This is a genomic window from Streptosporangium becharense, assembly GCF_014204985.1.
Classification (GTDB): Bacteria; Actinomycetota; Actinomycetes; order Streptosporangiales; family Streptosporangiaceae; genus Streptosporangium; species Streptosporangium becharense.
Genome location: NZ_JACHMP010000001.1, coordinates 4,096,606 through 4,114,635, shown reverse-complemented (window position 1 = coordinate 4,114,635; position 18,030 = coordinate 4,096,606). Strand labels below are relative to the sequence as shown.

13 protein-coding genes are annotated in these 18,030 nt (G+C 72.3%); 3 read left to right on the top strand and 10 right to left on the bottom strand.

The annotated features are described in order from the left end of the window. Positions 1-11: 11 nt before the first annotated feature. The 3 genes from tilS to dacB all read right to left on the bottom strand — a co-directional run bounded on the left by tilS (position 12) and on the right by dacB (position 3,726). Positions 12-1,061: a tRNA lysidine(34) synthetase TilS gene (gene tilS, locus F4562_RS18125; protein WP_446459027.1), complete on the bottom strand. Its 1,050-nt coding sequence runs from the start codon at positions 1,059-1,061 to the stop codon at positions 12-14. 154 nt (positions 1,062-1,215) lie between these two features. Next, positions 1,216-2,310, bottom strand: coding sequence for an Rv3626c family coenzyme F420 biosynthesis-associated protein (locus F4562_RS18120; protein WP_184543175.1), 1,095 nt, complete (start codon positions 2,308-2,310; stop codon positions 1,216-1,218). A 51-nt stretch (positions 2,311-2,361) separates the two neighbouring features. Next, on the bottom strand, positions 2,362-3,726 hold the full coding sequence (dacB, locus tag F4562_RS18115; protein WP_311734087.1) for a D-alanyl-D-alanine carboxypeptidase/D-alanyl-D-alanine endopeptidase: 1,365 nt from the start codon (positions 3,724-3,726) through the stop codon (positions 2,362-2,364). A 120-nt stretch (positions 3,727-3,846) separates the two neighbouring features. Between dacB and F4562_RS18110 the strand changes: the two genes are divergently transcribed. Beyond that, positions 3,847-4,344, top strand: a complete 498-nt coding sequence (locus tag F4562_RS18110; protein WP_184543179.1) for an inorganic diphosphatase — start codon at positions 3,847-3,849, stop codon at positions 4,342-4,344. 80 nt (positions 4,345-4,424) lie between these two features. Here F4562_RS18110 and F4562_RS18105 read toward each other — a convergent pair whose 3' ends face one another. The 4 genes from F4562_RS18105 to F4562_RS18090 form a co-directional block, all read right to left on the bottom strand. Beyond that, positions 4,425-5,678, bottom strand: coding sequence for a C40 family peptidase (locus F4562_RS18105; RefSeq protein ID WP_184543181.1), 1,254 nt, complete (start codon positions 5,676-5,678; stop codon positions 4,425-4,427). Positions 5,679-6,039: 361 nt separating this feature from the next. Further along, complete coding sequence (locus F4562_RS18100; RefSeq protein ID WP_184543183.1) at positions 6,040-7,896, bottom strand: sigma-70 family RNA polymerase sigma factor; 1,857 nt, start codon at positions 7,894-7,896, stop codon at positions 6,040-6,042. Positions 7,897-8,144: 248 nt separating this feature from the next. Further along, positions 8,145-8,975, bottom strand: a complete 831-nt coding sequence (locus F4562_RS18095; RefSeq protein ID WP_311734062.1) for a hypothetical protein — start codon at positions 8,973-8,975, stop codon at positions 8,145-8,147. Positions 8,976-9,125: 150 nt separating this feature from the next. Further along, complete coding sequence (locus F4562_RS18090; RefSeq protein ID WP_184543185.1) at positions 9,126-10,736, bottom strand: ABC-F family ATP-binding cassette domain-containing protein; 1,611 nt, start codon at positions 10,734-10,736, stop codon at positions 9,126-9,128. A gap of 156 nt (positions 10,737-10,892) precedes the next feature. Between F4562_RS18090 and F4562_RS18085 the strand changes: the two genes are divergently transcribed. Together F4562_RS18085 and F4562_RS18080 are read left to right on the top strand one after the other, a co-directional pair. Continuing rightward, the gene (locus tag F4562_RS18085) at positions 10,893-12,020 is read left to right on the top strand and encodes a sensor histidine kinase (protein WP_184543187.1); all 1,128 of its coding nucleotides are present in this window, start codon (positions 10,893-10,895) and stop codon (positions 12,018-12,020) included. Next, entirely contained in the window at positions 12,011-12,643 is a 633-nt protein-coding gene (locus tag F4562_RS18080) for a response regulator transcription factor (protein ID WP_184543189.1), read from the top strand. Before F4562_RS18085 ends, F4562_RS18080 begins: the two co-directional genes overlap by 10 nt. Here the strand turns inward: F4562_RS18080 and F4562_RS18075 are convergent. From F4562_RS18075 to F4562_RS18065, 3 genes are all read right to left on the bottom strand, one after another. Next, positions 12,582-14,192 carry a serine hydrolase domain-containing protein gene (locus tag F4562_RS18075; RefSeq protein WP_184543191.1) on the bottom strand — a complete coding sequence of 537 codons (1,611 nt, stop codon included), beginning with the start codon at positions 14,190-14,192 and terminating at the stop codon, positions 12,582-12,584. The two genes, F4562_RS18080 and F4562_RS18075, sit on opposite strands and share 62 nt — an antisense overlap. 844 nt (positions 14,193-15,036) lie before the next feature. Beyond that, the gene (locus F4562_RS18070; RefSeq protein WP_311734063.1) at positions 15,037-16,677 is read right to left on the bottom strand and encodes a serine hydrolase; all 1,641 of its coding nucleotides are present in this window, start codon (positions 16,675-16,677) and stop codon (positions 15,037-15,039) included. Between the two features lie 268 nt (positions 16,678-16,945). Continuing rightward, on the bottom strand, positions 16,946-17,242 hold the full coding sequence (locus F4562_RS18065) for a hypothetical protein (RefSeq protein WP_184543192.1): 297 nt from the start codon (positions 17,240-17,242) through the stop codon (positions 16,946-16,948). Positions 17,243-18,030 lie beyond the last annotated feature (788 nt).

Sequence of the window (18,030 nt, the reverse complement as noted above, 5' to 3'; positions counted from 1 at the left end):
CTGGGATTTCCTTACGAGACGGGGCTTGCTGGCTGTCTGGCGAATATCAGGGTGCCATATCGCCGGACCACGCCGACCCCCCCGGTCACCTCGATCCGCCGCTGCCCCCGCCACTCGGTGACCAGGCGGTCGACCTGGAGGACGTGCGCCGCCGACAGGGTGCCCGGTGGAGCCCCCGCCTCGACCGCGGCCCTGCGCAGCACCCGCCGCCGCACGGCGGCGGGTAGATCCACGAGCCCCTCCACGGCCACGCGCACCACCACGGCGTCGGGATCGATATCGCTAAGAGCGCAATCCGGCGCGTCCACCCCGGTCAGGACCGCGCGGGCGTAGGCCGCGCCGGCCCAGGAGTCGAGCGCGTCGGCGTCGTCCCGGCACAGGTCGGCGGTCCTGGCCAGAGCCTCGGCGACACCGGGGCCGAGCTCACGCTCCAGGGCCGGCAGCAGACGCTCCCGGACCCGGACCCGGGTGTAGCGGGGGTCGAGGTTGTGCGGATCGTCCCACGGCGTCAGCCCGAGCGCCGCGCAGGCCGCCACGGTCGTCGCCCGGCCGAGCCCCAGCAACGGCCGCCGGTAGACCCCGTTCCGGGCGGGCATCCCGGCCAGCGACCTGGTGCCGCTCCCCCTGGCCAGCCGGAGCAGCACGGTCTCCGCCTGGTCGTCCCTGGTGTGCCCGAGGAGCACCGCCGCCGCCCCGAGCCGTTCCGCCGCCCGCGACAGCGCCGCGTACCTGGCCCGCCGGGCCGCGTCCTCGGGCCCGCCGCCGGCGCCGACGGAGACGGTCAGCGCCTCGGCGAGGCCGAGCGCCAGCGCGGGCGCCAACCGCACGACCTCGGCGGCCCGGCCGGCGGAGCCCTCCTGGAGACCGTGGTCGACGGTCAGCAGGCCGGCGCGCAACCCCGCCCGGGACGCGTGGAAACCCAGCGCGGCGGCCAGGGCCAGGGAGTCGGCGCCGCCACTGCACGCGACCAGCACGAGATCACCCGGCCGCAGGTCGCCCAGCGCGTGCCGCACCGCGCGGCGGACGTCGGCGACGGCGGGATGCGGGCCCATGCCCGCCATTCTCCGGCCTCGGCCGGAGCGCCGGAACCGCGACCGGCCGGTGACGCCACCACTTCGCCGGCGGCGTCACCCTTCGGGCTGTGGCGCCACTCCGGTCAACCGGCGAAGCTCCCGCCGGCCGGTGGCGCCGCCCCGGCAGTCGGCGGCGTCACCGTCAGCCGGTGGCGCCGTTCGCTCCCGGGAGGGCCGGAGCGCCGTCGATCCTGGCGATCCAGCGTTCGGGCCGGCTGATCTCCTCCTGCGTGGGGAGGTTCTGCGGCGAGGCCCAAACCCTGTTGAAACCGTCGATGCCCGACCGTTCGACGACCGTGCGGACGAAGGCCGACCCCTCGGCGTACTGGCGCATCTTCAGGTCGAGGCCGAGCAGCCTGCGGATCGTGCGGTCGAGACGGGAGCCGCCCTCGCGGCGGTGGTGGAACTTGGCGCGGATGTCGGCCACCGAGGGGACCACCGACGGGCCGACGGCGTCCATCACGTAGTCGCCGTGGCCCTCGACCAGGGTCATCACCGCGGTGAGCCGGTCGAGGATCTCCTTCTGCTCAGGCGTCTGGATCGCGTCGATGAGGTTGCCCTCACCGCCCCTGACCACCTCGGCGACCGTGTCGGCGGCCGAGCGGAGACGGTTGAGCAGTGCGGGCAGGTCGATGTCGGAGGCGAGCAGGAACTCGGTCATCTGCGAGCGGATGTACTCGCGCAGCCAGGGCACCCCGGTGAACTGCACGCGGTGGGTCTCCTCGTGCAGGCAGACCCACAGGCGGAAGTCACGGGGGTGGACGTTGAGCTCCTGCTCCGCGTTGACGATGTTGGGCGCGACCAGCGTGAGGCGGCCCGCGGGCGCCTGACCCGTCGGGTCGGGCGGCAGGAACAGCTCGTACTGCCCGAGGACGCGAGAGGCGAGGAAGGCCAGCACCGCGCCGACCTCGACCCCGGTGACACGCGAGCCGACGGCGCTCACGATCGCCGGCGTCTGGTCGCGCCGGGCGGCCATCCGCTCGGTCAGCGGCTCCAGCACCACCCGGAAACCGTCGACGTTGGCCCTGATCCAGCCCGGCCTGTCGACGATCGTCGCCGGCTGCGGCGCGGTCTCGGTGTCGATCCGGGTGAACTCGCGGACGTGCCCCTCGGCCTCGCGCGAGAGCCGCCGCAGATCGGCGACGGCCTGCCGTGCCTCCTCTCGGCTCACTTGCGGCCCGGGGCGCACCAGGCGCGTTCCGGTCGCTACGGCAAGATCCCAGTCGATCACCTGCATACCGTCCACCGTACGTGCTCTCCCCCCGGGTCGCGCACCCCAACCGGATGATCAGCCGGCGGCCACCAGCGCGGCGAGCCGGTCGAGCGCCGCCTCGGCCTGCGGGCCGGACGGGACGTCGTCCGCCATGAAGGCGAAGGTCACCAGCCGGCCGCCCCTGGTGGTGGTCGTTCCGGCCAGCGCGCTGACCCCGTCCAGCGTGCCCGTCTTGGCGCGGACCAGTCCGTAGGCGGAGTGGCTTCTGCCGAAGCGGTGCCCCAGGGTGCCGGTGAAACCGGCGACGGGCATGCCGCTGATCGCCGGATGCAGCCGCGGGTTGGCCGGGGAGGCCGCCACCGCGACCAGATGGGCCAGGGCCTGGGGGGTGATGCGGTTCTTCGGCGACAGCCCGCTGCCGTCGTGGACCGTGATCCCGGAGGCGGCACCGAGCCGGGAGAGGACCTTGCCGACGGCCGCCGCACCGCCGTCGAAGGACGCGGGCTCGCCCTCCTTGAGCGCCACCTGCCTGGCCAGGGCCTCCGACAGGTCGTTGTCGCTGAGCGTCAGAGCCCGCTCGACCAGGGCGTAGACCGGCGCGGAGTCGACCCGGGCGATCTCCTGAGCACCGGCCGGGGCCTTGGCCCGCGCGGCGGACCCGGAGACCGAGATCCCGTACTTCCGCAGCAGTGACACGAACGCCACGTACGCCGTGCGGGAGGGGTCGGAGACCCGGCTGTGGCCGCCCGGGGAGACCTTGCCCGAGTTGATCATCAGCGCCGTGACGGGTGCCACGCTGCCCTCGGGCACGTAACCCGGCTTCCACGTGGAGGCGGTGCGCGGACCGGTGTAGAGGGTGTCGTCGTAGGCCGCGGTCACCTTGGTGAGCCCCGCCGCCTTCAGCGCCTTGGCCGTGCGGGAGGCCAGGACGGTCAGCGAGGCGGGCCTGGGGTAGACCTGGTCCGTCCGGGCCCCGGGGCCCGCCAGGGTGGGATCGCCGCCCCCGACCAGGATGATCGAGCCGGGCGACGCGCCACGCACCACGCGGGTGCTCAGCCTGGCGTCGGGGCCCAGCGAGGCCAGCGCGGCGACCGAGGTCACGACCTTGGTGGTGGAGGCGGGCGTGATGGCCGTCGCGGCGCCGCCGTCGAACAACGTGGCACCCGTCTCGGCGTCGAGAACCACGCCCCCGACGCTGTCGCCCAGCGCCGGGTCACCCAGCGCCGCGGTCAACCGCCCGGCCAAAGTACCCTTGGCAGGGAGAGGTCCGTTCCCCCCCGCGGCCAGCACCGGACCCGCGGTGACGACCGGGACGGGGGGCGGTCCGGCCGACGCGACCGGCTCAGGCTTCTTCTTCTCGTCCAGCAGGTTGCTGGTGAGCAGGTGGGCGCCGGCCGCGACGACGAACATCTGCAGCAAGACGAGAGTGACCAAGGCCACCCACCGCTCGTGCCGCATGACGTCGCCGACCTCTCATCATCGGTATCCAGAAGGCATCAACGCCTACGAGACATTAACGCCCAACCGGGGGTGCCCGGGGGCCTGAGCGGAGGAACCGCGGTGGAGTTCGACGTTCTCGTTGAGATTCCCAAGGGGCAACGGAACAAGTACGAGGTGGACCACGAGACGGGCCGCATCCGGCTCGACCGGATGCTCTTCACCTCCACGCAGTACCCCGCCGACTACGGCTTCATCGAAGACACCCTCGGCGAGGACGGCGACCCCCTCGACGCCCTGGTGCTGCTGCAGGAGCCGACCTTCCCCGGCTGCCTGATCAAGTGCCGCGCGGTCGGCATGTTCCGCATGACGGACGAGAAGGGCGGCGACGACAAGGTCCTGTGCGTCCCGGCCACCGACCCCCGGATGGAGCACATCCGCGACATCCACCACGTGCCGGAGTTCGACCGCCTGGAGATCCAGCACTTCTTCGAGGTCTACAAGGACCTTGAGCCCGGCAAGTCCGTCGAGGGCGCCAACTGGGTCGGCCGGGTCGAGGCCGAGGAGGAGATCGCGCGGTCCGTCAAGCGCGCCGAGGAGCAGGGGCACGGCAAGCACTGAGCCCCGGCCCGCCGGCCCGGTGCGGAAGTCCGGCCGGAACCCGGGAAGCCGGGTCCCGGCCGGGCGGCCGGTGCCGGGCATCAGGCGGGGCGGGTCGCGCCGACGAGGTCTCTGCGCCAGATCGGTGCGACCCGGACCACGTCCCCCGTCTGCGGGGCGTGCACCATCAGCCCCTCGCCGATGTAGATCCCCACGTGATGGATGTCACCGGGATTGCCGGTGATCTCGCCGAAGAACAGCAGGTCGCCCCGGCGCAGCTCGCTCAGCCGCACGTGCGGGCCCGCGGTCCACTGGGTGCCGGTCCAGTGGTCCAGGCCGACCCCGACCTGCTCCCAGGCCCGCATGGTCAGACCGGAGCAGTCGTAGGCGCCGGGCCCGGCCGCCGCCCACACGTACGGCTTGTCGAGCTGGGTGAGCGCCCAGTCCGCCGCGATGTCGCCCCGAGACGCGCGCGCCGTCGCGTTGAGCGCCCAGCGTGAGACGGACGCCCCCTGCGCCACGCGCATCCGCGCCGTGTCGCGCCGCAGCGCGACCGCCTGCAACCCGCGGTACCGGGTGCTCTCCTCGGCGGCCCTGGCCTTCTCCAGCGCCTCCTCCCGCTGCCTGGCGAGCCGCTCGGCGGTGTCGCGGGCCGCGTCGGCCAGCTTCTCCAGCCGCGCCTGCTCCTCCTGGACCCGCCGGGTCTCGGCGACCTGCGCGGCCACGGCCTCCTCGGCGGCCCTTTTGGCCTCGGCCGCGCGCTCCTGCGCCTCCCGCTGCTCGGCGTAGGCGTCCTCGGCCTGGCCGCTCAGGATGGTGAGCACCTCCTGGGAGTCGCGCAGCCGGTTGAGCGTCTCGGCCTGCCCGCCGCCCATGTGCGCCAGGACGCTGGCCCGGTGGAGGTAGCCCTGGGCACCGCCGCCGTCGGCCGCGATGGCCATCATCGGCTGGGTCATGTCTAGGCTGCCGTAGCTCTGCGTGGCGAGCGCGACCACCGACTGGCGGGCCAGGTCGACCTCGGCCCGCGCCGTCTCGGCCCTCAGGTTCGCCTGCTCGTACGCCTCCTTGGCACGGGCGGTCCTGACCACCTCCCCGTTGTACGCCTCGACGAGCTTCTCGGCCTCGGCGGCCAGTTCCGACAGCCTGGCCTGCGCCTCGGCGGCCATGACCGTGACCTCGCCGAGCCGTCTGTCACGCTCACGCGCCTCGGACCTGGCCTCGGCGACCTCGTCGGCGGACGGGCCTGGAGCCCCCGGTACGGCGCCGGCGGGTGCCCCCGCGCCGGCGACGAGACAACAGGCCAGGCCCGCCATCACCGCGGCGACGCCCCGGCGTCCCCTGACAAGCGAATGCATGCATTTCCCTCCGAGTGACCCCGTACTGCCGCATAGCGCTGCGCGTCACCGCGCATGGCAGCGTCCCGCTGCGCGGTCGCGGCTTCCCCCGGAATTCCCTCCCGTCACTCCCCGCACACACGAACCACAGGAAACATGACTATCCGCAGCCACAAGTCCGGTGGAGGGAATGCCAAGGCGAAAGAACAGCCGTCTACGAAGACCGGCCCGGGGCAGCCCCGTCGGCGTCAGAAGGCAGTCGGGGGCAGCGGAGGGCACCCGGGACGGCCAGAGGCAGCAGAAGGCACCTGGGGGCGGTCAGAAGGGAGCAGAGGACACCCGGGGATCCGGGAACCCGGACGCGTGGAGCGGTCCTCAGGGGTCAGGGGACGGACGGTCCTTCCGTGAGGCCGGAATCGGACTGGAGCGGCTCCGGCTCTCCGTACGACGCTCCCGGACTCGCGGACGGCCCTCCCGGACTCGCATATGACGCCCTTGGAACCGCGGATGACGCTCCCGGACTCACGGACGGCCCCCCCGGGACGCCTTCCCGGCCGCCCCGGGAGGACCGGTAGTGCTCACGCGTCCTCCAGCCCTCACGCGGCCCCGAAGCCGTGTACGGCGGCCTCCGGACGCCGTTCTGCCCACTCCAGGAAGGCGGGCGGTATCCGTACCGCGGCCCCGGACCGGTGTACCGGGGCCACGGAGTGCCGCCCCGGTCGTCCTCGGAGGGCCTGGAGTGCGTGTGCGGTGGACGAGGCAGGAGCGGCCGGGGAGCCGTCCGGCAGGGGCGGTCGGACGGACGCCGCCAGCGACGGTCGTGGTGCGGAGGATGGGGCCGGTCCGGCCTGCCGACCCGTGGGGGGCCCGGTGGCACCGGACGGGAGGGCGGGTCGGCGGGGGACGGCCGGGCGGGGGGTGCCGCCGGATCTTCCGGCCGGGGGGAGGGGCCCTCTCCCGGTTCGTCCGTGGCCCCGCCGCGCGAGCCGCCGTCCGAACCGCCCAGCCTGTCGTCGGCGGGCGGGCGGGACGGGCCGCCACCCGGGCGGTCGGCCGGCCCCGGGGGGATCGGACCGATCCGGAAGCCGGGCTCACCGGGCTCGGTGGCGCTGACCTGCTCCGTGGAGCCGAGGGAGCCCACCGGCCCAGCGGGCGGCTCGTCGATGGGCCCCCGTGTCATGGGCTTGTCGGCGGGGCCGGGCTCGGGCTCCTGCGGCAGCCAGGCACCCGGCGGCTCCACCTGCGCAGGGAGGCGCTCCACGGCGGCACCGGCCCGCCGGTCACCCGGCTCCGCCGCGACCTGCACGAAGATCAACACGAGGGCGGCGGACGCAGCGACCGCAACCGCCGCACCGGCCATCGCACGAGACCTGCCACGACTCCGGCGAACCCCCGGCACGGGAAACCCCGCGCCGTCCAGGAGACCGACCCTTCCGGCGACATGACGCCGGTAGGGGACGAGCTCGGGGTCGGTGAAGCAGCTCATCACCCGCACCCGCAACGTCGGCGGCACGTCGGTCAGGGGCAGCAGGTCGAAGACCTTCGCCGCCGAGATCTGCCTGACCCGGTGCGGAGCACAGATGTCGCAGCGGCCCACGTGACGGACGACCCGCTCGCGTGTCTCACGGGTGAACTCGCCGGAGAAGCCGGCCGCCAGCCGGGCCCGTCCCGCGCAGTCGTGCGGCCCCCTCCGGACGAGGACCTCCGCGGTCACCACGTCGCGCAGCCGCTCACGCGCCGATTCGTACAGCGCGCCGGCGGTCTTGACGCCGACGCCGAGCACCGCGGCGAGGTCGGCGGGGCCCAGCCCGTGCCGACAGCTCAGCTCCAGGATCTCGCGGTCGCCGGGCGACATGCTCCGGACCGCGTGCCAGGCCACCACCCGCAGGTCGGCGTCACCGTCCGGGGCCGCGACCGGCGCGGACTGCCACGGGTCGCAGACGGGCGGCGCCTCGGAAGCGGACGACCTCGGGTCGGCGTCCGCGGCGGGGCCGCGGCGTACGCACTCCCTCCGAGCGAGTGCGTACAGCCACGCCTCCAGCCGCCGAGAGTCGGCGAGCGCGTGAATGTGGGCTTCGGCGGCGATGAAGGTGTCACGCAGCGCCACCTGCGCGCAGTCGGGGGCACCGAGCATCGCGCAGCAGTATCGGTAGACGCTCTCGGCGTAGCAGTCGTAGAGGGCGGCCAGGGCCCTCGGATCGCGAGCACGCAAGGCTTCGACCAGGACACCATCATTCATGTAACTGAAGGTAATGGCTACATCACAGAACGTTCCAGCCGTTTCCACATCGTGACGGCGATTGTCCGCACCAGGTCAACGGCGAGGCGGGAAAGCGCCTCCCCGCCTCCTGTTCGCATCCCCCGCAGGTCCTCACAGGGCCGCCGCAGGGCCCCGCGAGGCCACCGGACCGGTACCGGTGGTGGTCGCCGGGCACGCGGACGTGACGCGGAGCCCGTGAGGAGCCCGGGAGAGGATCCGCTCGGGCGTCACTGCCGGTTCTCACCGGTGAGCGGCAGCGGCGCCCCGCGGTCCCTGGCGAACGGCGGCGTGGTCGGTTTGGCGGTGTTCATCGGCGCGAGGCCTCCGAACGCGAGTTGCTCGTACGGGCGGCTGCTGGAACCCCAGGTACGCGCGGTCACCTCGGCCGTGGCGATCTTCCTGGTGTCCTCGACGCTCTTGACCTGCAGGATGAACCGGCGCTTCTCCCCCGCCTCGACGTCGTCGACGAACGTGCTGCCGCCGCCGAGCAGCCTGCCCTCCTTGTCGCGGAGCAACGCGGTGACGGCCAGGCTGCGGACCGGCAGCGCGTACGGCGAGCCCACGTAGCCGGTGACGAGGTAGGAGCCGTCGTCCTTGCGGTCGGTCAGCACGCCGGAGACCGGGAAGGGCCTGAAGGCGGAGACGATCCGACCGGCCTGGTGCCAGCGGGCCGGACGATACTGGATGCTCACGGCAGAGGGTTCGTCCTCGACGGCGACCTGCCCGGTGAACGGGAGCGTCCCCGCAGGGGGTACGGCGTCCAGTGGCTGCTCCACCCGGATGACCTCGTTGCCCCGGGCGTCCTTGGCCACCACGGTGGCCACCACGTGCTCACCGAAGTGCCAGGGGTTCGCGTTGACGAGCACCCCCGCCCAGTTGACCACGTACCCGTCGTCGCCCTTGAGGACCGACGAGGTCTGCTCCTTGACCGTGAGGGGCCGGAGCTCGGCGACCTGCTGCCGCCGCTGCTCGGCACCGGAGCATCCGGCGGCGAGCAGAAGGGCCATGGCGCCGACGAGCAGGGTGCCGTGCGTCACGGTTCGGGTGCTGTACGTCACCTAGTGGTGATAACCCGGGACGGTGCCGCCGTCACCCCCGACACGCCAACGGCGGACCCGGGGCGGACCCATTCTTTGCCCGGCGCGGACCCGGCGCCTCATAGACCTGCGCGGACCCGGCGCCTGACCAGCCTGCGCGGACCGGACGCCTCACCTCTGGCGGACCACCCGGGTCTCGTCCCAGACCGGTTCCGGCGACTCGTAGACCCTGCCGTCGGAGCCGAAGACGAGATAGCGGTCGAAGTCGTCGGCGAACCAGCGGTCGTGGGTGACGGCCACCACGGTGCCGTCGAAGGCGTTCAGGCCCTCCTGGAGCGCCTCGGCACTGGCCAGGTCGAGGTTGTCGGTCGGCTCGTCCAGCAGTAGCAGCGTGGTGCCCGACAGCTCCAGCAGCAGGATCTGCAGGCGTGCCTGCTGGCCGCCCGAAAGCGTCTCGAAACGCTGTTCGGCGATCGTCCCGGCCAGCTCGTAGCGGGCCAGGATCTTCATCGCCTCGTTCTTCAGCCGGGCGTGCTCGGTCATGACGATCTCGCAGGGCGTGCGGCCGAGGAGCTCCGGGTGGGAGTGGGTCTGGGCGAAGTGCCCCGGCACCACCCGGGCACCGAGCCTGGCCACGCCGGTGTGGCGGACCTCCCCGCCGGCGAGCAGGCGCAGGAAATGTGACTTGCCGGAGCCGTTGGACCCCAGCACCGCGACCCGCTCGCCGTACCAGATCTCCAGGTCGAACGGCTTCATCAGGCCGGTGAGCTCCAGCCCCTCGCAGATCACCGCCCGTTTGGCGGTCCGGCCGCCCTTGAGCCGCATGTTGATGAACTGGTCCCTGGGGGCGGCCTCCGGCGGGCCCGCCTCCTCGAACTTGCGCAGGCGGGTCTGCGCCGCGTGGTAGGCGGCGGCCATGCCGTCGTTGTACTTGGCCTTGTTCTTCAGCATGTTGACCAGGCGCTTGAGCTTGACGTGCTCCTCGTCCCAGCGCCGCTTCAGCTCCTCCAGCCGCTCGTTGCGCTCCTTGCGCGCCTGAGCGTAGGTGCGGAAGCCGCCACCGTGGACCCAGACGTTGCCGGCCTCCACGGTGATGATCCGGTCGGCCGAGTTGGCCAGGAGCTGCCGGTCGTGGCTGACCAGCAGCACCGTCTTGGGCGTCTCGCGCAGCGCCTGCTCCAGCCAGAGCTTGCCCGGCACATCCAGGTAGTTGTCCGGCTCGTCCAGCAGCAGGGTCTGGTCCGGCCCGCGCAGCAGCGCCTCCAGCACCAGCCGTTTCTGCTCGCCACCCGACAGGGTGTTGACCTCGCGATACTTGCAGCCGTCGTACGGGATGCCGAGCGCGGCCATGGTGCACGTGTCCCAGAGCACCTCGATGTCGTAGCCGCCGGCGTCGGTGTAGTCCGTGATGGCCTGCGCGTAGCGCATCTGGACCTTCTCGTCGTCGGACTCCATCATCGCCAGCTCGGCGGCCTCCAGCTTCGCCGCCGCCGTGCGCACCCGCTCGGGGGCGACGCTGACCAGCAGGTCGTGCACGGACCGCCCGTCGCGGATGTTGCCGATGAACTGCCGCATGACCCCCAGGCCGCCGGAGCTGACGACGTTGCCCTCGATCGGTTGCAGGTCACCCGCGATCAGCCGCATCAGGGTCGTCTTGCCCGCCCCGTTGGGGCCGACGAGCGCCGCCTTGACGCCCTCGCCGACCCTGAAGGACACGTCGTCCAGCAACGGCCGGCCGTCCGGTAGGACGTACGTCAAATGACCGATCTCGACATGTCCCACTTCACGCCTCCCCTGATCGAAGGCAGGGTACTCAGAGACCACCGGTACGCGCATCCGAGTTTCCGCCGTGCCCGGCCGGGTGGCCGGGGACCGGCGAGACGCCCGCCATGTGCCGGTTCCTGTCGCCCGGCCCCCACGCCGCCTAGACTCCAGGTCATGCACCCAGCGGTCACCGTGCCCTTCCGGCGTGCCGTCGGACTGCTCGCGGGGATGCCGACGGGCCTGGCCGGGCTGGGGTGGAGCTGCGTCGCCTGGCCGGTCGCCCGGTCGGTCGGCGGCGGCCGCGCACGCAGGGTGACGGCCGCGCTGGTCGAGCTGGAGCGCACCCGGCTGGCCACCTGGTACGACCACCACTGCGCCGGTGACCGCGGCGGGAACGCCTACCTCGCCCTGCGCGGCGCGCTCGGGCTGCTGGGCGGTTACCTCGCCGCCGCCGGGCTGTTCGTGGCCGTCCTCCTGCTGCACGGTGGGGCCGGGAAACTCCTCTCCGGCGACCCCGGCCTGATCCCGCTGGAGTTCCCCGGGGTGCGGCTGACGGGCAGCAGCTGGGCGTACGGCCTCGCCCTCGGGCTGGCCGCGCTGGCGCTGTCCGTCGCGTGGGGCGCCGCGCTGGTCACCATGGACTGCCGGCTCGCCGACCGGTTCGCCGGGCCGCACCCGGACCGGGCCGCGGAGCGCCGGATCGCCGAGCTGACCGCCTCCCGCTCCGGCATCGTGCGGGCCGTCGACGACGAACGCCGTCGGATCGAGCGTGACCTGCACGACGGGGTGCAGCAGCGGGGCGTGGCGCTGGCGATGCTGCTGGGACGGGCCCGGCGGACGGCGGATCCCGCCCTGATCGACGAGGCGTACGCGGAGTCCCGGCTGCTCCTCGACGAGTTGCGCGACGTGGCGTGGCGGATCTACCCCACCGAGCTCGACGCGTCCGGGCTGGGGGCCGCGCTGGAGGAGGTGGCGGACCGCTCCGCCGTACCGGTGACCTTCCGCCACGCGCTGCCCGCGCGCCTCGCGCCGGAGATCGAGACCGCCGCCTACTTCATGGTCAGGGAGGCCATCACCAACGCCAACAAGCACGCCGGGGCCAGCGCGATCACGGTCGGGCTGCGCCGGGAGGGGGACGAGGCGGTGGTGACGGTCTCCGACGACGGCCGGGGCGGCGCCGACGGGAACGGCGGCGGGCTGTCCGGCCTCGCCCGGCGGGTGCGGGCACTCGACGGGACGTTCGCGGTGGACAGCCCGCCCGGTGGCCCGACGACGGTGACCGCGAGGCTGCCGTGCGCCTGATACTCGCCGACGATTCCGTCCTGCTCCGCGAAGGACTGGCCCGGCTGCTCCGGGACGCCGGTCACGAGGTGACGGCGGCGGTCGGCGACGCCGGCGCGCTCCTGGACGCCGTGGCCGGAGGGCCGCCGGACGTGGTGATCGTGGACGTGCGCATGCCGCCGTCGCACACCGACGAGGGGCTGCGGGCGGCGCTGAAGATCCGCGACCGGTGGCCGGGCGTCGGCGTGCTCGTCCTGTCGCAGTACGTCGAGCGGACCTCCGCCGCCAGGTTGCTCGCCGGACCCTCCGAGGGCCTCGGTTACCTGCTCAAGGACCGGGTGTCGGAGGTGACCGAGTTCCTCGGCTCCCTGGAGAGGGTCGGCGCCGGGGGCACGGTGTTCGACCCCGAGGTGGTCAGGCGGCTGCTCGCCCACGCCCCGCTGAGCACGCTGACCGCCCGGGAGCGGGACGTCCTGGAGCACCTGGCCCAGGGCATGGTCAACACCGCGATCGCCGAGCGGCTGCACGTGTCGCAGAGCACGGTGGAGAAGCACGTCAACGCCGTCTTCGACAAGCTGGGCCTCACTCACGTCCCGGGGTACAGCCGTCGGGTGCTGGCGATCCTCCGCTACCTCGGCGAGTGAGCCGGGCGACCACCAGCACCGTGCCCGCGGCTGCGGCCGTCACCAGCCAGATCATGAAGGTCGGGTACAGATAGACCACCTGGATCCACATGATGTCGCGTCCCCGGGCCAGAAACCGGAAGATCGGTGCGATCTCCACGCATAGTGCGAGCGGCAGCAGATACGGCAGCAGGCGGAGCAGCGACCACCGGCGCCGGCCCCTTCTGCGGGCGGCCCACCGGCCGGAGCGGGCCACCCCGCGCGCCGTGAGTCCGGCGGTCGTCAGGGTCGCCAGCGCGAACGCGACGTCGATGAGGAGGTGGGGCGAGGAGGGGACCTCCGGCCGCTCTCCCTCGATCATCGCGACCAGACCGTCCATGAGAGCGCCGCTGTCGGCGAAGGCCATGCCGGTGTTCGCCATGACCGCGACGCCGTAACCGGACCCGGGCATCAGCAGCTGTTCGGCGGTGGAGGTGAACAGGTCGCCGCCGTGCCGTACGACGGGGGTCCCGCGTTCGGTCTCGCCGAGCACCCACCCGAGGGCGTACCGCCTGTTCTGCGCGGAGGGGGTGCGCATCTCCGTGACGCTCCCGGCGGGGATGACACCGTCGCCGTCCCGCGTGACGTCGCTTCGCGTGGGATGGTTCCGCGCGGTGTCATCTCGGGCGGCGTCATTTCGCGTGGCATCGTTCTGCGTGGTGTCATTTCGCGTGGCATCGTTCTGCGTGGTGTCACCTCGTGCGCTGTCACCTCGTGCGCTGTCACCTCGTGCGGCGTCGTTCTGTGCGATCAACCAGCGTGCCATGTCGTTCGCGCTGCTGATCACTCCGCCGGAGCCGTTGCCGAATCCGGGAGGCTCGGGCACGGCGACCGCTCCGCCGAGGATGCGGAGATGGCCGCGAGCGCTGGCGGGCAGGTCCCGCTCGGTGTCGATCGTGCCGCTGTCACGCATGCCGAGGGGTGCGAAGACATGCGCGTCGAGGTAGTCCGCGAACGATTCGCCGCTCACCACCTCGACGAGTCGTGCGGCGACCTGGTAGTTCGTGTTGTGGTAGCTGAACACGGTTCCCGGGGCCGCGGCCAGCCTCGCGTTCTCCAGGCGCTTCACGGCGCCTTCGAGGGAGTCCGGTTGGGGCAGGCTCTTCTCCGGGAAGGCCGAGTCGGCCATGCCCGACGTCTGGTTCAGCAGCTGACGCACCGTGATCTCCGCCGCCCGGGGGTCCGCCATCCGGAACTCGGGCAGGTGGCCGCGTACCGGCCCGTCGAGCTCGATCCTGCCTTCGGCCACCAGTTGCATGACGGCGAGGGAGGTGAACGACTTGCTGACCGACGCGACGGCCATCCGGGTGTCCGCCGTCACGGGGTCGCCCGAGGCGGTCTCACCGTACCCCGCGACGTGGACGACCTCCGTCCCCCTGGTGATCGCCACCGCGGCCCCGGGCAGCCCCGTCGCCTCGCGGTACTCCGTGACGAACGCGTCGACGGCCGCGGGGGTGGGGCCGCCGGAGGGGACGCCACCGGGCTGAGGGAGCAGGGCGAGACAGAGCGCGGCGAAGGTGTTCACAAGCACCCATCGAAGCTAGTCACGCCGTCCGGACCGGGACCATTGCGAGATCCCTCCGTGTTCCCGGTGGAAAACCCCCAGTCGCCGGAGGAAACGTCGGCCCGTACGCGGGTACGCGGGTACGCGGGTACGCGGGTACGCAGGGAGGCAGGTACGCGGGTACGCAGGGAGGCGGGGGCAGGCGGGGAGGCATGCGTGCACGGGCGGGTGGCGGCCGGCGCGCAGACGCACAGTGCGGACTTTTCTGCGCGGACCGTTCGACATGGGCCGTTCTATATGAACCGTTCTACGCAGGTCGTTCTACGCGGGCCGTTCGACATGGAGACGCACCGTATGGGCAGGGAGGCCGGTGACGGTGTGCCTCGTACGGGGGAGGCGCGGTGCGGAGAGGAGAGCGGCGATGGCGGGACGCGGTGAGCCCTCGGTCGCGGCTTCGAGTGAACGACTGGACGAGGACGGGGTCCGGATGCCGGCGGGTGAGGTGCACGCCTGGTGGCCGGGAACGAACCAGACGCTCTGCGGCCTGGCACTGAGCCGGTCCCGGTTGCGCCGGTTCCACCACGTGTCGTGGCCGGACACGTTCCCGGAGTCGGGCGGGGCGGCCGAGGAAGTGCGGCGGGTGTGTCCCAGATGCCGGGCCGCGGCCGGCGGCGGAACAGGCCGAGGCTGGAGCAAAGGCTGGAGCAAGACCTCCCCTCGGCCCTGACAAGCCCCTCCCCTCGGCCCTGACAAGCCCCTCCCCAGGGAGATCGCCGTGGTCCGGCGGGTTTCCCACGTCCTCCGCGTCCCCTGTCCTCCTCTCCGGGCTCTCCGGGCTCTCGGGGACCCGGCGCCGGTCCGGTCGAGAGCGTCAGCGGCGGGTGAAGACCCCCAGGCCGGTCCGGTCGAGGGCTTCCAGTCTGACCCGGGTGGCGGTGCCCCCGGCGCCGACGGTGAACGTCACGCCGGACAGGCCGACGGCGTTCTCACCCGAGGTCCGGTAACCGAAGGTGTCACCGTCGTAGTGCCGCAGCGGGAACCGGTCGCCTCGCGGACCGAGCCGCATCACCAGGGTGCCGTTCGCGACGTCGACCGTGAGCGGCCCGTAGTAGTCGTTGGCGTACGTGCCGGTGTACGCGGTGCCGGACCTGGGCGGAGCCGCGTCCGCCGGTGGCCTGGTGTAGTCGGTCTTCGACCTGTCCGCCTTCTCCTCCTCGGCGAAGATCCCGCCGAACAGGCCGAGCCAGTCGACGGTGACCTCACCGTGCTCCGCGACGTCGAAGAAGGACGCGGCCACCGCCTCGGCGGCGCCTACCGGAGCGGCGTTGGTGAGGACGACGACGCCCAGGTCCTCGGTCGGCAGGAGCGTCACGGTGGTCGCGGCCCCGAGGTCGAAGGCACCCGAGTGATTGAGCCGGAGCCGGCCCCGGTCGTCGTAGTCGACGTTCCAGCCGAGTCCGTAGAAGCCCGGCACGCCGCCCGGCGCCCGGGGCGGGCTGGAGACGATGTGCGGTACGTGGGTCCGTTGCAGCGCCGCGGCGTCGACGACCTGCCTGCCGCCGAACCTGCCCTCGTCCATCTGCAGGCGCATCCACCGGGTCATGTCCCGGGCCGTGGAGCTCGCCCCGCCCGCCGGTGACTGCGCCTGCGGGTCGCGCACGTACCTGGGCTCCCATCGGCCGCCCACTCTGACATGGGTGAACGCCCGTTCTGCGGCCTCGGCGTAGTCGGCGAAGCGCGAACTGGTCGACGTCATGCCCAGCGGCCGGTACAGCGTCTCCGACGACAGGGCCGCCCAGGTCGTCCCCCTCGCCTTCGCCACCGCCACCGCCGCCTCGGTGAAGCCGAAATTGGTGTACGCGTAGTGAGCGCGGAAGGGTGCCAGGGGTTCCGCACGAAGATGGTCGAGGATGTACCGGCGGCCGTAACCAAGGTCCTCCAGCAGGTCCCCGGCGTGGTCGGGCAGGCCGCTACGGTGGGAGAACAGGTCGGCGATGGTGACGTGCCGGGTCACCCAGGGATTCTTGAGCGCGAATCCCGGGTCGTGCCCGGCCACCGGGTCGTCCCACGAGACCGCCTTCCGCCCGGCCTTCCCTCCGACGACTCCGGCGACCACGGTGGAGGCCAGTGGTTTGGAGAGGGAGGCGAGCTGGAAGACCGTGTCCGGGCCGACCGTGCCGGGCGTGCCCACGCGCCGGACGCCGAAGCCCTTGAGGTAGACGTTCCGGTCCCCGTGGACGACGGCGACCGCCATGCCGGGGATGCCCGTCCTCGCCATGGTGGCCCGTACGAGACCGTCGAGCCTGGCCACGGCGTTGTCGACGGCTGCCCGGGTGAGCGAGGGCGGCGCCTGCGCGGGCGGAGCCGGGGCGAGCGGGACCGGACCGGGTGACGACGGGGTCGGGACGGGTGACGGCCGGACCGGGACGAACGACGACCAGACCGGGACGGACGACGACTGGCCTGGTACGGACGACGACCAGACCCGGACGGATGGCGAGTGGATCGGCACGGACGACGACCGACCCGCACCTGACGTGCCGTCCCCGGGACCCACCGCGCCGGAGCCGGCAGCCCCACAGGAGCCCGTCACCGCACAAGAGCCCGTCACCCCGCAGGAGGCGACGGCCATGAGCCCTGTGACCAGCACCACCGGGGTCAGAACCGTCAGTGCACCGCGCGTTCCCCGCCCCTGCCGACGCCGTGCCCTCGTCACCCGCATCCGCACTCCCGCTCCGCCCACATGCCGGTGACGAAGAGAGGTCCCGGTGCCCGGACCGTCAAAGGTCCTCGTCCCGGACCACGTCGAGGTCCATGAACCGGAGCGGGCCGTCGCAGATCTCCCGCATGCGCCGGGCCAGCTTGTCGGTCTGCGGCAGCTTGCTGTTTCGCATGGCCTCCTCGTAGGAGGGGAAGCGGACGATCGCCACATAGTGCTCGGGACGTGCGCGGTCACGGGTGAGAGTGGTACGCGTGGCCGTGCGCTCGTCCGCGGTGGTATCGCGCCACTCGTCCATCAGTCGGCGGATGTCCTCTTCACGGGTGCTCTCGAACTCGATGACCTGTATGAAGCTCATGAGACCCTCCCGTTCCTCGCCTTCTGCCGACAACTCCACGCCCGTCGGCGAGCGGGGACAAGGAGACTTGGGTCAAAACGCCTCCGTCTTTCCGTAACCCCATCCGTCGCCTTTTCACCGTGTATATGGCCGGAAGCGGTCTCTCATCGGAATCTTGGCGATCTTCCGCCGGGATACTCCGAGCACGACAGGAGGAGATCATGGATCATGCGGAGCAGGTGGTGATGGTGCCGGCCGCCCGTCCTCGGATGACCGGTAGTCGCGACGGCGTCCGGCCGTGCGATCCGGCGGGCAGGCGGGCAGGCGGGCAGGCGGGCAGGCGAGAGAACGGCCCGACGGGCGGGCGGGAAAGAGACCGGAAGGGCGGGCGGAAAAGGGCCGGGACCCGTTTTCCGTCGCGGAGCAGGCACCGGATCGAAACTCATACCCGCCGTGGGGAAATCAGCGGTGATTCGCCAGCCACGCACTCCCCATAGGCCAACAAAAAGGCATATGACATCATCCGTAGATGATCTCGGTGAAGGCGAGCAGCCTTTCGACGGACAATCGCTTACCCCCTCGCCGCCCTGGTCACCGCCACGCACCTGTCCTGGCCGTGGCGCGTCATCCCCGTCGGCATGCTCTTGTTCCACCTTCTCGCCACCCTGCTCCCACGGTTCTCAGGGTGAGGCCACTCACAGGGTTCAGGGCGAGGCCACTCACAGGGGTCAGGGTGAGACCGCTCGCAGGATGAGGTCCGCGGACGGCCTCGCCGTCACGTATCGGCCCACCACGACGACTTCTATGAT

Bases quoted from the DNA above. Each gene is read 5' to 3' on its own strand.
- tilS (WP_446459027.1), bottom strand. From the start codon at position 1,061: ATGGCGGGCATGGGCCCGCATCCCGCCGTCGCCGACGTCCGCCGCGCG.
- F4562_RS18065 (WP_184543192.1), bottom strand. From the start codon at position 17,242: ATGAGCTTCATACAGGTCATCGAGTTCGAGAGCACCCGTGAAGAGGAC.
- F4562_RS18085 (WP_184543187.1), top strand. From the start codon at position 10,893: ATGCACCCAGCGGTCACCGTGCCCTTCCGGCGTGCCGTCGGACTGCTC.
- F4562_RS18120 (WP_184543175.1), bottom strand. From the start codon at position 2,310: ATGCAGGTGATCGACTGGGATCTTGCCGTAGCGACCGGAACGCGCCTG.
- F4562_RS18100 (WP_184543183.1), bottom strand. From the start codon at position 7,896: ATGAATGATGGTGTCCTGGTCGAAGCCTTGCGTGCTCGCGATCCGAGG.
- F4562_RS18105 (WP_184543181.1), bottom strand. From the start codon at position 5,678: ATGCATTCGCTTGTCAGGGGACGCCGGGGCGTCGCCGCGGTGATGGCG.